12 protein-coding genes are annotated in these 14,118 nt (G+C 56.8%); all 12 read right to left on the bottom strand.

From position 1 onward, the window contains the following. The 12 genes from ftsA to ftsL are packed head-to-tail and all read right to left on the bottom strand — an operon-like array spanning position 1 to position 14,110. Positions 1-1,254, bottom strand: a complete 1,254-nt coding sequence (ftsA, locus tag ACIGCM_RS05715; protein ID WP_397501038.1) for a cell division protein FtsA — start codon at positions 1,252-1,254, stop codon at positions 1-3. A gap of 20 nt (positions 1,255-1,274) precedes the next feature. Continuing rightward, positions 1,275-2,132 carry a cell division protein FtsQ/DivIB gene (locus tag ACIGCM_RS05720; RefSeq protein WP_397501039.1) on the bottom strand — a complete coding sequence of 286 codons (858 nt, stop codon included), beginning with the start codon at positions 2,130-2,132 and terminating at the stop codon, positions 1,275-1,277. Between the two features lie 3 nt (positions 2,133-2,135). After that, the gene (locus ACIGCM_RS05725; protein ID WP_397501040.1) at positions 2,136-3,080 is read right to left on the bottom strand and encodes a D-alanine--D-alanine ligase; all 945 of its coding nucleotides are present in this window, start codon (positions 3,078-3,080) and stop codon (positions 2,136-2,138) included. Continuing rightward, complete coding sequence (gene murC / locus ACIGCM_RS05730; protein ID WP_397501122.1) at positions 3,077-4,486, bottom strand: UDP-N-acetylmuramate--L-alanine ligase; 1,410 nt, start codon at positions 4,484-4,486, stop codon at positions 3,077-3,079. Before murC ends, ACIGCM_RS05725 begins: the two co-directional genes overlap by 4 nt. A 28-nt stretch (positions 4,487-4,514) precedes the next feature. Further along, positions 4,515-5,585, bottom strand: a complete 1,071-nt coding sequence (gene murG, locus ACIGCM_RS05735) for an undecaprenyldiphospho-muramoylpentapeptide beta-N-acetylglucosaminyltransferase (protein ID WP_397501041.1) — start codon at positions 5,583-5,585, stop codon at positions 4,515-4,517. Continuing rightward, positions 5,575-6,813, bottom strand: coding sequence for a putative lipid II flippase FtsW (gene ftsW / locus ACIGCM_RS05740; protein ID WP_397501042.1), 1,239 nt, complete (start codon positions 6,811-6,813; stop codon positions 5,575-5,577). Before ftsW ends, murG begins: the two co-directional genes overlap by 11 nt. Further along, positions 6,813-8,159 (bottom strand): UDP-N-acetylmuramoyl-L-alanine--D-glutamate ligase, encoded by a 1,347-nt coding sequence (murD, locus tag ACIGCM_RS05745; protein ID WP_397501043.1) that lies wholly within the window; start codon positions 8,157-8,159, stop codon positions 6,813-6,815. Before murD ends, ftsW begins: the two co-directional genes overlap by 1 nt. Positions 8,160-8,166: 7 nt before the next feature. Continuing rightward, complete coding sequence (gene mraY / locus ACIGCM_RS05750) at positions 8,167-9,249, bottom strand: phospho-N-acetylmuramoyl-pentapeptide-transferase (protein ID WP_397501045.1); 1,083 nt, start codon at positions 9,247-9,249, stop codon at positions 8,167-8,169. After that, a complete protein-coding gene (gene murF / locus ACIGCM_RS05755; protein WP_397501046.1) occupies positions 9,249-10,628 on the bottom strand; it encodes a UDP-N-acetylmuramoyl-tripeptide--D-alanyl-D-alanine ligase in 1,380 nt (459 codons plus the stop codon). The genes mraY and murF overlap by 1 nt, the downstream gene beginning before the upstream one ends. Continuing rightward, positions 10,621-12,099, bottom strand: coding sequence for a UDP-N-acetylmuramoyl-L-alanyl-D-glutamate--2,6-diaminopimelate ligase (locus tag ACIGCM_RS05760; protein WP_397501047.1), 1,479 nt, complete (start codon positions 12,097-12,099; stop codon positions 10,621-10,623). The genes murF and ACIGCM_RS05760 overlap by 8 nt, the downstream gene beginning before the upstream one ends. After that, a complete protein-coding gene (locus ACIGCM_RS05765; RefSeq protein ID WP_397501048.1) occupies positions 12,099-13,832 on the bottom strand; it encodes a peptidoglycan D,D-transpeptidase FtsI family protein in 1,734 nt (577 codons plus the stop codon). Before ACIGCM_RS05765 ends, ACIGCM_RS05760 begins: the two co-directional genes overlap by 1 nt. Beyond that, positions 13,829-14,110, bottom strand: coding sequence for a cell division protein FtsL (gene ftsL / locus ACIGCM_RS05770; RefSeq protein WP_397501049.1), 282 nt, complete (start codon positions 14,108-14,110; stop codon positions 13,829-13,831). Before ftsL ends, ACIGCM_RS05765 begins: the two co-directional genes overlap by 4 nt. Positions 14,111-14,118 lie beyond the last annotated feature (8 nt).

Raw genomic sequence — 14,118 nt, forward strand, 5'->3', positions numbered from 1 at the left:
TCAGAAGTTGCCCTGTACCCAACGCTTTAAACGCTCAAGTACGGGTTCTTTTTTGTCTTCGCTGTAACCGCTGTTACCCACGGAAGACATGGAAACGCCGTCGGCCTGCTTCTGCAGCCCGTACAGCAACAGGCCAACGCCTGTTGAATAAATCGGGTTACGCACCACATCGCCCAGGCCTTTAACGCCTTGAGCAACACCGAGGCGCACGGGCATGTGGAAAATTTCTTCGGCCAACTCGACCGCGCCTTCCATTTTCGAGGTGCCGCCGGTGAGGACGATGCCTGCTGGGATCAGGTCTTCATACCCACTGCGGCGCAACTCAGCCTGGATCAAGGTGAAGAGTTCGTCATAACGCGGCTCGACAACCTCAGCCAATGTTTGGCGAGACAGGTCACGTGGCGCACGATCACCCACGCTTGGCACCTTGATGGTTTCGCCAGGGCCTGCCAACTTGGCAAGGGCGCAGGCATAGCGGATCTTGATTTCTTCGGCGTACTGGGTCGGTGTACGCAGGGCCATGGCGATGTCATTGGTAACTTGATCACCGGCAATCGGGATCACAGCCGTGTGACGAATCGCGCCTTCGGTGAAGATGCAGATATCAGTAGTGCCACCACCGATATCCACCAGGCAAACACCCAGTTCTTTCTCGTCATCAGTCAACACTGCATAGGCAGAAGCCAACTGCTCAAGAATGATGTCATCCACTTCCAGGCCGCAGCGGCGCACGCACTTTTCAATGTTCTGGGCGGCATTAACTGCACAGGTCACCACATGGACCTTGGCTTCCAGACGAACGCCCGACATACCCAGAGGCTCACGCACGCCCTCTTGGTTATCAATGACGTAGTCCTGCGGCAAGGTGTGCAGTACACGCTGATCTGCTGGAATGGCCACTGCCTGAGCAGCATCCAGTACCCGCTCAAGGTCGGCACGGCTCACTTCACGATCACGGATAGCGACGATGCCGTGTGAGTTGAGGCTGCGGATGTGATTACCCGCCACGCCAACGAATGCCGAGTGAATACGGCAACCAGCCATCAACTGGGCCTCTTCGACCGCACGCTGGATCGACAGCACCGTCGACTCGATATTGACCACCACACCCTTCTTCAGGCCGCGTGATGGATGCGTACCGATACCGACGATCTCTAGTTGGCCGTCTGGGGTAACTTCGCCCACCAGCGCCACCACTTTAGAGGTGCCAATGTCGAGGCCGACGATCATCTTGCCACTCTCAACGTTTGCCATGTTTATTGCCTTCTCCTGATTCACTGCACAGCAGCGGTTTCAGCCGCCGTGGGCGCGTCCGGCTGACGCCACGCAACGGCCAAGCCGTTGGAGTAACGCAGATCGATACGCGCGATATTCGCGATTTGCTCTTTCAATTCTTTGTCGTAAATGGCAATAAAACGGCGCATTTTCTCGACCAGGTGATCACGCCCCAACAGCAGCTCAACCCCCTGCGATGTCACTAAAAACCAGCTTCCGCGCTCACGCAGTTCAAGCCGTGCAACTGAAAACCCCATGGGCCGCAACATTTGGCTAAGCACTTGGTATTGCTGCATAACCCGTTGTTGCGCACGCTTAGGACCGTACAACTGCGGTAAATGTTCGTAATGAGCCAATTCTTCTGGCGCGAACGCCTGGCCTTGGTTGTTCAACAGCGAGCCATCACCCCAACGGGCAATCGGCATTTGCTCTTCGAGGCTGACTACAATCTGGTCTGGCCACACCCGACGCACCGCCGCACTAGCGATCCAGGGCATGCTTTCGAGTTCGTGACGCATCCCCATCAAATCGACACTGAAAAACTTGGCTTTGATGAATGGCGCAATCCGCTGCTGCACTGCTTTCTGGCTGACGTAGCTTAAATCGCCTTCCACGCTGACTTTGGCAATCGGCCGGTCGGCATAAGGCATCAAGCGCACTGACAGCTCATAGGCACCAAAGCCCAGCGCCAGCAGCAACAAAGGCCAAGCCAGACGTTTGAGCAGGGTCAGATTAGGTTTGCGCAAACGCGAACCTATCGGCGCCTTATCCACCAAACGGCTCGCACCGCGCTGCGCAGGCTTACCGCGTACGGGTGCACGAGTCGCTCCTGGCTGGTGGCGGGCAATGGCGTTCATGACTTAACCCCGAGCCTCAATACTGTCGGCCAAAATCGCCAACACCAACTGTTGAAAATCCAAGCCAGCGGCCTGAGCGGCCATCGGCACCAAGCTGTGATCGGTCATGCCCGGCACGGTGTTGACTTCAAGCAACCAGAAGGCGCCGCTGGCGTCTTGCATCACATCTGCGCGCGCCCAACCCTGCACACCCACGGCTTCGCAAGCACGTTCGGTGAGCACTTTGAGCTCTTGCTCCTTGGTCGCATCCAGGCCGCACGGGATGCGGTACTGAGTGTCATTGGCCAAGTACTTGGCGTCGTAGTCGTAAAAGGTGTGCGGGGTGCCCAAGCCAATGGGTGGCAGCACCTGACCGCGTAATGTGGCGATGGTGTATTCAGGGCCGTGGATCCACTGTTCAACCAGAACCTGGCTGTCGTACTGGCTGGCATCTTTCCAAGCAGCAACCAGCTCATCGGCACTGTTAACCTTGGCCATGCCGATGCTCGAACCTTCATGGGCAGGCTTGACGATTAACGGCATACCCAGCTCACTGGCTGCCGCTTGGCAATCTTCAACGCTGGCCAATACCGCGTGGCGAGGCGTCGGCAAGCCAAGGCTCTGCCACACCTGCTTGGTCCGCAGCTTGTCCATCGCCAAAGCCGAGGCCAGAATGCCGCTGCCGGTATAAGGAATCCCGGCACACTCAAGCAGACCCTGCATGCTGCCGTCTTCACCACCACGGCCATGCAGCACAATAAAGGCGCGATCAATTTTTTCGCTGAGCAAGCGCTGCAGCAAGTCATCGCCAACATCGATACCGAAGGCATCAACGCCCGCAGCTTGCAGGGCCTTCAATACTGCATTGCCTGACTTCAGTGAAACTTCGCGCTCAGCACTCTTGCCGCCGAACAACACGGCAACACGACCGAATGCGCTGACAGGCAGCTTTGACTTCAAATCACTCATTTCGACTTACCTGCTGACACGCTGAACAGCGGGCTCTGCAACAGTTGTGGAGCCAAACCACCGATATCGCCAGCGCCTTGGCACAGCAAGATGTCACCGGCACGTAGCAGTGGTTTGATCAATGGCGCGAGGTCCACACCGCGCTCTATGTAAATAGGGTCCAACTGCCCACGTTGACGGATGCTGTGGCACAGCTGACGGCTATCGGCACCCGGAATAGGCTCCTCACCGGCTGGATACACTTCCATCAACAGCAGCACATTGGTTTCACCGAGCACCTGCACAAAGTCGTCGTACAGATCGCGGGTGCGGCTGAAGCGGTGTGGCTGGTAAACCATGACCAGGCGGCGCTCAGGCCAGCCGCCACGAACGGCTTTGATCACTGCTGCGACTTCACGCGGGTGGTGACCGTAGTCATCAACCAACATCACTTCACCGCCTTCAACCGGCAGCTCGCCGTACACCTGAAAGCGTCGGCCAACACCTTGGAAGCCAGATAACCCTTGGACGATCGCCTCGTCTGTAATGCCTTCGTCAGTGGCAATGGCAATAGTTGCCAGGGCATTGAGCACATTGTGATCGCCCGGCATGTTGACCGAAACGTCCAAAGGCTCGTTGTCGCGGCGCAACACAGTGAAGAACGTCCGCATGCCTTGCTGACGGACGTTGATTGCGCGCACATCAGCGCCCTCATCAAAACCGTAAGTCATGGTAGGACGTGCGACATGGGGCAGAATTTCGCGCACCACCGGGTCATCCACACACATCACAGCCAGGCCGTAAAACGGCAGGTTGTGCAAGAACTCGATGAAGGTCTTCTTCAAGCGATTGAAGTCCCCTTCGTACGTGCTCATGTGGTCCATGTCGATGTTGGTGACCACTGCAACCATTGGCTGCAAGTGCAAGAAGCTGGCATCGCTTTCGTCAGCTTCAGCGATCAGATAACGGCTCGTGCCCAACTGGGCATTGGTCCCTGCTGCGTTGAGGCGACCACCAATGACGAAGGTTGGGTCAAGACCACCGGCGGCAAATACTGAGGCCAGCAAGCTGGTCGTGGTGGTTTTGCCGTGGGTGCCTGCAACCGCGACGCCATGACGATAACGCATCAACTCAGCCAGCATCTCGGCGCGCGGCACCACGGGAATGCGCCGCTCGAGGGCCACGGCCACTTCCGGGTTAGCAGTATTGATCGCACTGGAGACCACCAACACATCAGCGCTCTCAGCGTTTTCTGCACGGTGGCCAATAAAGATCTGCGCACCAAAGTTTTGCAGGCGCTCGGTTACGGGCGATTCTTTTAGGTCGGAGCCAGAGACTTGATAGCCAAGGTTCAGCAACACTTCGGCGATACCGCACATACCAGCCCCGCCAATACCCACGAAGTGGATTCGACGAATACGGCGCATCTCAGGCTGTGGATAAGCTTTTTGGTTCTCAACCACGGGCCACCTCCAGGCAGATATCGACGACAGTGCGGGTTGCATCAGGTTTCGCCAGTTTGCGTGCCTTGGCGGCCATGGCGGTCAGTTGTTCGGTGTGCATCAAAACCTCAGTCAGCTGTGCAGCAAGCGCGGCTGCATCAGTGGAGCGTTGTGGAAGGAGGACGGCAGCGCCCTCACTCACCAGATAATCTGCATTGCGGGTTTGGTGATCGTCGATGGCGTGAGGCAGCGGGATCAAAAATGACACCAGACCGGCAGCCGCCAACTCACTGATGGTCAGCGCACCCGCACGGCAAACCACCAAATCAGCCCAGCCATAGGCCTGCGCCATGTCCTTGATAAAAGGGGCGACCTGCGCTTCGACGCCCGCTTCGCGATAACGTTCGCCAGTAATATCAGCGTGTTGCTTACCGGCCTGATGGAACACCTCAGGTCGCAGCTCGGCAGGCACTTGCGCCAGAGCGGCGGGGAGTAATTTATTAAGGGGTTCAGCGCCCAAACTACCGCCCATCACCAGCAACCTTGGCTTGCGGTTCTGCAAACTGTCACGTGGCGTTTCGATAAACAGCTCTTCACGCACCGGGTTGCCGGTAGTGCGGCGTTTAGCAGAAGCCGAAAAGGTGTTAGGGAAGGCTTCACACACACGGGACGCAAATGGCACCAGGCTACGATTCGCTGTACCCGCCACCGCATTTTGCTCATGGATGATCAGTGGCGCACCGGCCAACTTGGCAGCCAAACCGCCAGGACCCGTCACGTAGCCCCCCATACCCAGGACGCAAACAGGCTTAAGCTCACGCATGACCTTGCGCGCCTGAAACAGTGCCTTAAGCAGCTGAAAAGGTGCCTTGAGCAACGACAACTTACCCTTACCGCGCAGGCCTGAAACATTGATCAGGTGCAGCGGCAACCCGGCGCCAGGCACTAATTCGTTTTCAATACCGCGCGGCGTACCCAACCAGTGGACGCTATAGCCACGGGCTTTAAACTCAGCAGCGCAGGCCAATGCTGGGAATACATGCCCACCGGTACCACCGGCCATAATCAGCACATTACCGCGCATGATTGGCCTCCTTGGCAGTACTCAGTTTTGCTGGCTGCTCTTCAGCGAAGTCCGACTCGGTAAACTCAACGTCCTCACTGCCGAACTGATTGCGGCACTCCCACTCGATACGCAACAACAGCGCCAGACTGATGCAACAGATCACCAGCGAGCTACCGCCGTAACTCAGAAATGGCAGCGTCAGCCCTTTGGTAGGCAGCAGACCAATATTCACCCCGATATTGATCAGGAACTGACCAATCCACAGGAAAGCCAGGCCATAAGCGGTGTAAGCAGCAAAGAACTGCTTAGCCCGTTCAGCCCACAAGCCGATATAGAGTGCACGAACGCATACAAAAACAAACAAGGCGACAGTCACCAGCGCACCGACCATGCCCAGTTCTTCGGCAAGCACCGAAAACACGAAGTCAGTGTGCGCTTCTGGCAGGTAGAACTGCTTCTGCACGCTGTTACCCAAGCCCACACCAAACCACTCGCCACGACCAAAGGCAATCAACGCCTGACTTAGCTGATAGCCTGCACCGAACTGATCGGCCCAAGGGTCGGCAAAGTTTGTCATACGCGCCCAGCGATACGGATCCTGCACCAGCGCAAAGACCGCGCCACTGGCCAGCAACACCATGAGTCCAAAGCGGAACAAGCCAACACCACCAAGGAACAACATCGCTGCAGCAGCCCCAAACATAACCACTGTGGCACCAAAGTCTGGCTCAGCCAGTAATAAGGCGGCCATCGGCAGCAACACGACAAAAGGCTTGAAGAAACCGGCCCAGCTTTCGCGAACCTCTTCCTGACGACGAACCAGATACCCAGCGAGGTAAATCACCGCAAACACTTTGGCGATTTCAGATGGCTGGATGTTGAAGGCACCGAAACCGATCCAGCGCATCGAGCCATTTACCTCACGGCCAACGCCAGGAATCAACACCATCACCAGCAAGCCAATTGCAGCAATCAACAGAATCCAACCACAACGCTGCCAAGTTGCCAGCGGAATCATGACGACAACGCCCGCCGCACCCAGACCAATCAGCAGGTATATAAGGTGGCGAATCATGTAGTAGAGCGGATTGCCGGTGTTAACGGCGGCCACTTCTGTGGAGGCCGATGAAATCATCACCAACCCTAAGCCCAGCAGCGCCAAGCACCCAGCCAGCAGGCCAAAGTCCATGTCAAAGCCGCGACGACTGAAAAGCGGTGAAGGATAAGGACGCAGGAAGGACAACATCAGTTGAGCCCCCCCACTGCCTGGCTGAACAAACGGCCGCGTTCTTCAAAGTTTTTGAACATGTCGAGACTGGCGCAGGCTGGCGACAGCAACACTGCATCGCCAGATTCGGCCAACTCAGCACTACGCTGTACCGCCTCTTCAAGGGTTTTAACCTTGATCAACGGCGTCGCATCGCCCAGTGCTTCGGCCAAACGCTCGGCATCACGCCCCAGCAGTACGACAGCACGACAGAAACTGGCGACAGGTTTGGCCAGCGCCGAGAAATCAGCACCCTTGCCATCGCCACCCGCAATCAATACCAGCTTGCCTTGGATATCAGCGCCCAAGCCTTCGATGGCCGCTAATGCCGCGCCAACATTGGTGGCTTTGGAGTCATCGTAATAATTGACACCCCGACGCTCACCCACCCACTGGCAGCGGTGCACCAAACCCGTAAAGCTTTTCAGCGTATCGAGCATCGCAGCCATTGGCAGGCCAACTGCATGACCCAAGGCCAAGGCGGCCAAGGCATTCGACTGGTTATGCGCACCCCGAACCTTCAACTCGCGCACGGGCATCAAGCGTTCAAACTTGAAGCCAAGGAATTTCTCGCCATTCTCTTCAATTAAACCGAAGCGCTGGAAGTCGGGCTTACCCAGACCGTAACTCCAGCAAGGCACCTGATCAGCGATCAGTGGCCGCGAGAGGGGATCATCACGGTTAACCACGACCTGCTTGGCGCCACGGAAAATCCGGTGCTTGGCCAAGTGATAAGCCGGCAAGCCACTGTAGCGATCCATATGGTCTTCGCTGATGTTCAGGCAAGTTGCCACTTCAGCATTTAGCTGATCAGTGGTTTCCAGCTGAAAGCTCGACAGCTCCATGACGTAGAGCTCAACGTCATCATCCAGCAAGTCGAGGGCTGGGGTGCCCAAATTGCCGCCGACAGCAACCTTCTTACCGGCCGCCAACGCCATGTCACCGACCAAGGTGGTTACCGTGCTTTTCGCATTGGAGCCTGTGATCGCAATGATCGGCGCTTTGGCGTTGCGGGCAAATATTTCGATATCACCGGAGAGCTTTACCCCACGCTTCGCCGCTTCTTGCAGGGCAGGCGTTGCCAGCGCAATTCCCGGGCTGACCAACAGCTCACTGGCCCGGCACAAGAATTCGACGTCGAGATCACCACAACGCACTTCCACCTGCGGGAACTGCTCACGCAAGGTGCTCAGCTCCGGCGGATTCGCACGCGTATCAACCACTGCAAAGCGCACGTTCTGGCGCGCTAGGTAGCGCACCAGAGACATGCCGCTCTTGCCGAGGCCGACAATAATGCGGAAGTGGTCAGAAGCAATCAGGCTCATCTTTTTCTCAACGCAGCTTAAGAGTGGATAGGCCGATCAACACCAAAATCACGGTGATGATCCAGAAACGAACGATGACCCTTGGTTCAGGCCAGCCCTTGAGCTCAAAATGGTGGTGAATCGGGGCCATGCGGAACACCCGCTTGCCGGTCAATTTGAAAGATGCGACCTGAATGATCACCGACAGGGTTTCCATCACAAACACCCCGCCCATGATGAACAGCACCACTTCCTGGCGCACGATCACCGCGATGGTGCCAAGCGCAGCCCCCAGCGCCAGTGCCCCCACGTCACCCATAAAGACTTGGGCGGGATAGGTGTTGAACCAGAGAAAACCCAACCCTGCACCGACCAAGGCAGCGCAGAACACGATCAGCTCGCCAGCGCCCGGCACGTAGGGAATCAGCAGGTAATCGGCAAACTTGATGTTGCCCGACAGGTAGCAAAAGATGCCCAGCGCACCGCCGACCATTACGGTTGGAAGAATGGCCAGACCGTCGAGGCCATCTGTCAGGTTGACCGCGTTACTCGAACCGACAATCACCAGATACGTCAGGATCACGAAGCCAGCACCCAGCGGAATGCTGACATCCTTAAGCAGTGGCAGAATCAGCGTGGTTTCGACTGGGGTTTGTGCAGTCACGAACAGAAAGATTGCTGCGCCCAGACCAAACACCGACTGCCAGAAATACTTCCAACGGCTCGGCAAGCCACGGGAGTTTTTCTCGATCACTTTGCGGTAATCATCGACCCAGCCAATGGCACCGAACAGCAACGTCACAGCCAAGACCACCCACACATAGCGATTGCTGAGATCAGCCCAAAGTAAGGTGCTGACCGCAATCGCCGACAAAATCAACGCACCACCCATGGTGGGCGTGCCCTTCTTTGACAAATGCGACTGCGGGCCGTCGTTACGCACCGACTGGCCAATCTGACGGATTTGCAGGGTGCGGATCATCCACGGCCCCAGGCACAGCGACAGTGCCAAGGCGGTTAGCACACCCAGAATTCCGCGCAGTGTCAGGTATTGAAACACCGCGAAGCCAGTGTGGAACTGTTGCAGGTACTCAGCCAGCAGCAGCAGCATTAGTGTTTCTCCCCAGACGTGCCGCACAGCGCCGCTACGATGTTTTCCATCGCCGCGCTGCGTGAACCTTTAATTAGAATTGTGCTGTCATTGTTCTCAGCTTTTAACGCCTCGATCAGGCTGGCCTGATCTGCGAAATGCCGTCCATTAGCTGCAAATGTTTCAACGGCGTAAGTCATCAGCGGGCCGACGGCATAGAGCACGTCCACTTTGCCTTTGGCATATTGGCCAACATCGCGATGGCTCTGCTCAGCCCAAGCGCCCAACTCCCCCATATCACCGAGGACCAACACCTTGCGACCCGAAAAACCGGCGAGGATATCGATCGCTGCGCAAATAGACGCAGGGTTGGCGTTGTAGCTGTCATCGATGACGCGCATGCCCGTTTCGGTGAGCTGCGCCACAGCGCGGCCCTTGACCGGAAGCAATGCTTCCAAGCCAGTTTTGATATCGACCAGTGGCACTGATAATGCGCTGGCAGCAGCGGCGGCAGCCAAGGCATTGCTGACATTATGCTCACCCAAAAGGTTAAGCTGAATGCGCGCTTGCCCTTGCTCGCTGTGCAGATGGAAATTAGGGCAACCGCGGCAGTCACGTGCAATTTCTGAGGCGAAGAAATCAGCTGCAGTGTTATGCATTGAGAAACTCAAAACACGCTTGCCTTTAATCTTGTCAGCCCAAGTTGCAAACGCCTTATCGTCAAGATTAAGCACTGCAATGCCGTCATCACCGAGGCCTTGCAGAATCTCACCTTTAGCTTCAACGATTTTCTCTGGGCCACCAAACTCACCCACATGGGCAGTGCCGGCATTGGTGATAATTGCCACATGTGGCTGGGCCAAGGCCACGGTGTATGCGATTTCGCCCACACCGGATGCGCCTAATTCGATCACCGCAGCTTTATGCTCAGGCCCCAATTCCAGCAACGTAAGCGGTGCACCCAACTCGTTGTTCAGGTTACCGCGCGTGGCCAACACTGCGTCGCCATGCTCAACAAAGGCCTCGCGCAGGATGCTGGCGAGCATTTCTTTGACAGTGGTTTTACCGCTGGAGCCGGTAACCGCAGCTAATGGGCCACCAAATGCCTGGCGATTGAGTGCCCCCAACTGCCCCAACGCATGGCGCGTATCAGCAACCAGCAACTGAGGCAGTGGTGCGTCCGCTACTTCACGCTCAACCAGTGCCGCAACAGCACCCTTGGCACTGACATCAGCCAGATAATTGTGGCCATCAAAATTCGGCCCGGTCAGGGCAACAAAGAGTTGTCCGGGCTTGATCGAGCGACTGTCGGTACCGACTGCCGCAAACGTGCAGTCTTGACCAATCAGGCGCGCATTCAACGCATCCGCGACTTCGCTCAGCCGAAGGGCTTTAAGCATGGGACACCTCCCATGCAGACAAGGCTTTAGCTGCTTCTTGCAGATCAGAGAATGGCTGGCGAACTGCGTTGATCTCTTGATAGTCCTCGTGCCCCTTACCGGCCAACACCACGACATCATCGCGGCTGGCAGCGCCGATCACTTGGGCGATAGCAGCACCGCGGCCCGCAATAAACTGTGCTTGTTCGGGATTAACCAAACCGTCACGAATATCCGCGAAGATCTGTTCCGGCGCTTCGCTACGCGGATTGTCATCAGTGACTATCACTTGATCCGCCAAACGTTCGACAACGGCAGCCATCAACGGACGCTTGCCGCGATCGCGGTCGCCACCGCAGCCGAATACGCAGAGCAGTTGGCCCTTAACGTGTGGGCGCAAGGCTTCGAGTACTTTTTCAAGTGCATCCGGGGTGTGCGCGTAGTCAACTACGACCAGCGGCTGTTTAACCCCGGCCACTTCCTGCCCACCAAGACGCTGCATGCGGCCAATCGGCCCTTGCAGACTTGGTAACACCTTGAGGATTTCATCCAGCGCGTAGTCCAGCCCGAGCAACGCGCCAACAACCGCAAGCAAGTTGCTCAGGTTGAAACGGCCCAGCAAGGAGCTGCGCAAGCTGCCTTCGCCACGCGGAGTGACCAATGTAGCTCGTACACCTTGGTCATCAAACTGCACATCACGGCAGTGCAGGTAAGCGTCTGCATTATCGAGGCTGTAACTGATCAGGCGCGATTCATGGGCCTGTTTGGCAAGCTGCTGGCCAAATGCATCATCCAGATTAATGACCCGGCAACGCAGGCTCGACCACGCGAACAGCTTGGCCTTGGCTGCACCGTAGGCTTCCATAGTGCCGTGGTAATCAAGATGATCACGGGACAGGTTCGTGAACACGGCCACATTGAAATCCAGCGCGGCCACTCGACCTTGATCAAGCCCGTGCGAAGACACTTCCATCGCCAGCGCACGCGCCCCGGATTTTTTCAGATCGGCCAGTACCGCCTGAACCCCGATCGGGTCAGGCGTGGTATGCAAACCTTGAGCCAGGCCGTTATAAAAGCCGTTGCCCAGGGTGCCGACAATTCCGCAGCGCTCGCCAAGGGTATCCAGCGCCTGCGCCAGCAGTTGGCTCACACTGGTTTTACCGTTAGTGCCGGTAATGCCGATCATGTGCAAACCGCGACTCGGCTCGCCATAAAAGCGTCCGGCGATCGCCGACAACTGACCGGCCAAGTCTTTAATCGCAACCAGCTCAGCGTTATCGACACTCATATCGAAAGCGCCACCGGCTTCATAGGCAACGGCTGCCGCACCACGCTCTAGCGCATCGGCAATATGCTCGCGACCGTCCTGACTCATTCCCGGCACAGCCAAAAACAAATCGCCCGGACGCACTTTGCGACTGTCCAGCGTCAACTCGCGTATCAATACGCTGCTGCTGGCTTTAGGTAACAGCTGATTAAGAGGCATTGGCATTAGCCGCGCCCTCCCTTACTCGATGAGGCGTCAACTGTTTTCACGTCTTCTTCAGATGGCAGGTTGTCTGGCGTCACATTCATCAACCGCAAACCTCCAGCCATGACACGGCTGAATACCGGCGCAGAAACCAAGCCGCCGTAATAACCATCTTTGGTCGGTTCGTCGATGACGACAGCCAGTGCAATACGCGGGTTGTGCGCAGGGGCGAAGCCGGCAAACAGCGAGCGGTAGGCATGCGGGGTGTAACCCTTGGTACCGGCGGTGGTTTTACGGGCGGTCCCGCTCTTGCCAGCCACATGATAACCCGGCACTTTTGCCCGGTAGACACCGCCCGGCGCCTCAATCACTTGCTGCAACATGCCCTGCACGGTCGTGGCAATTTCTTCTGGAATAACCTGCACGCTATCTGGCGTTTTATCGACGCGAATCAGCGACAAAGGCACCAAACGGCCATTGTTGGCCAATACCGTATAGGCGTGAGCGAGTTGCACCGCAGTCACTGACAGTCCATAGCCATAGGCCAGGGTTGCGGTTTCCGCCTGCCCCCACTTGCGGTGGGTCGGCAGATTACCAACGCGCTCACCTGGGAAGCTAAGGCCGGTATCCTGACCGAAACCCACTTGACGCATGACGTCATGGATCGACTCAGCACCGATATCAAACGCAACCTTACTGACCCCGACGTTACTCGACTTGATCAAGATTCCGGTCAGGTCGAGCACACCACTGTTACGCGATACATCGCGGATGGTGTACCTGCCGACTCGCAGCCAGCCGGGTGCCACGTTCACTGTGTCGGTTGGTTTCCAGCGACCGGATTCCAGCGCAGCGCTGATTGAGAACGGCTTGACGGTCGAGCCTGGCTCAAACAGATCGGTCATAGCCCGGTTACGCATTGCCGCCGGATGGATGGTGCTTCGATTGTTTGGGTTATAGGTCGGCTGGTTAACCATGGCCAGAATTTCGCCGGTTTTCACATCGATCATCACCAGGCTGCCCGCTTTGGCACCGAACTCGACCAATGCATTTCTCAACTCGCGGTGCGCGAGATACTGCAGGCGCAGGTCAATCGACAACGCTAAAGCCTTACCGGCTTTAGCGTTCTGGGTCACCTGTACATCTTTAATCAAGCGTCCACGACGGTCTTTGAGCACCTGACGTTTGCCCGGCACACCCGCCAGCCAATCATCAAAGGCCAGCTCCATGCCCTCACGCCCACGATCATCTACGTCGGTAAAGCCCACAACATGCGCAGCCACTTCGCCTGCTGGGTAGAAGCGACGGAACTCTTCAATTGAGTAAACCCCAGGCACTTTTAGGTCGAGAATTTTCTGACCTTGCTCTGGGGTCAAGCCGCGCACCAAATACATAAACTCACGCTTAGCGTGAGCCTGGAGGCGCTTGGCAAAATCATCCGGATTCTGGCCCAAGGCCTCAGCCAGGGTTGGCCACATATCTTTAGCGGCTTGCAACTCTTTGCCGTTGGCCCAAAGCGTCGTCACCGGGGTACTCACCGCCAATGGCTCACCATTGCGATCTGTCATCAGGCCGCGGTGCGCTGGAATGGGAATATGTCGAACGCTGCGGGCATCACCATGTGCCTGAAGGAAGTCATGGTCAAAAATCTGCAGATCAACAATGCGCCAGACAATAGCTCCAACCATGGCAGCCAAGAGCAGTAAAACCAGACGAAAGCGCCAAGGGTAAAGTGCCCCTTCAAGCTTGATCATGGCTTCACCATCCGCACTTCGGCAGCATCCGGGATGCGCATGTGCAACTGCTCGCTGGCCAGTGTTTCAATGCGGTTATGGGCGGTCCAGGTACTCTGCTCCAAGATCAAGCGACCCCATTCGGCCTGCGCTTTATCCCGCTCGCTTAGCTCTGAATAAAGCTCATTGAGCAATTGGCGATTCCAATGCGCGCAATAAGATACGCCCAGCGCCGAACCCAGCACGGCAATAAATAGCGCCAACATCAGCACGCTGCCGCGCGGGACGGATTTAGCCATGCGCAGGT

The organism is Pseudomonas sp. NPDC078700 (assembly GCF_044542375.1).
GTDB lineage: Bacteria > Pseudomonadota > Gammaproteobacteria > Pseudomonadales > Pseudomonadaceae > Aquipseudomonas.

What these genes read in the sequence shown, in the direction of transcription:
- ACIGCM_RS05765 (WP_397501048.1), bottom strand. Translation starts at nt 13,832, where the DNA reads ATGATCAAGCTTGAAGGGGCACTTTACCCTTGGCGCTTTCGTCTGGTT.
- ACIGCM_RS05760 (WP_397501047.1), bottom strand. Translation starts at nt 12,099, where the DNA reads ATGCCAATGCCTCTTAATCAGCTGTTACCTAAAGCCAGCAGCAGCGTA.
- murG (WP_397501041.1), bottom strand. Translation starts at nt 5,585, where the DNA reads ATGCGCGGTAATGTGCTGATTATGGCCGGTGGTACCGGTGGGCATGTA.
- murC (WP_397501122.1), bottom strand. Translation starts at nt 4,486, where the DNA reads ATGCGCCGTATTCGTCGAATCCACTTCGTGGGTATTGGCGGGGCTGGT.
- murF (WP_397501046.1), bottom strand. Translation starts at nt 10,628, where the DNA reads ATGCTTAAAGCCCTTCGGCTGAGCGAAGTCGCGGATGCGTTGAATGCG.
- ftsW (WP_397501042.1), bottom strand. Translation starts at nt 6,813, where the DNA reads ATGTTGTCCTTCCTGCGTCCTTATCCTTCACCGCTTTTCAGTCGTCGC.
- ACIGCM_RS05725 (WP_397501040.1), bottom strand. Translation starts at nt 3,080, where the DNA reads ATGAGTGATTTGAAGTCAAAGCTGCCTGTCAGCGCATTCGGTCGTGTT.
- ACIGCM_RS05720 (WP_397501039.1), bottom strand. Translation starts at nt 2,132, where the DNA reads ATGAACGCCATTGCCCGCCACCAGCCAGGAGCGACTCGTGCACCCGTA.
- mraY (WP_397501045.1), bottom strand. Translation starts at nt 9,249, where the DNA reads ATGCTGCTGCTGCTGGCTGAGTACCTGCAACAGTTCCACACTGGCTTC.
- murD (WP_397501043.1), bottom strand. Translation starts at nt 8,159, where the DNA reads ATGAGCCTGATTGCTTCTGACCACTTCCGCATTATTGTCGGCCTCGGC.
- ftsA (WP_397501038.1), bottom strand. Translation starts at nt 1,254, where the DNA reads ATGGCAAACGTTGAGAGTGGCAAGATGATCGTCGGCCTCGACATTGGC.
- ftsL (WP_397501049.1), bottom strand. Translation starts at nt 14,110, where the DNA reads ATGGCTAAATCCGTCCCGCGCGGCAGCGTGCTGATGTTGGCGCTATTT.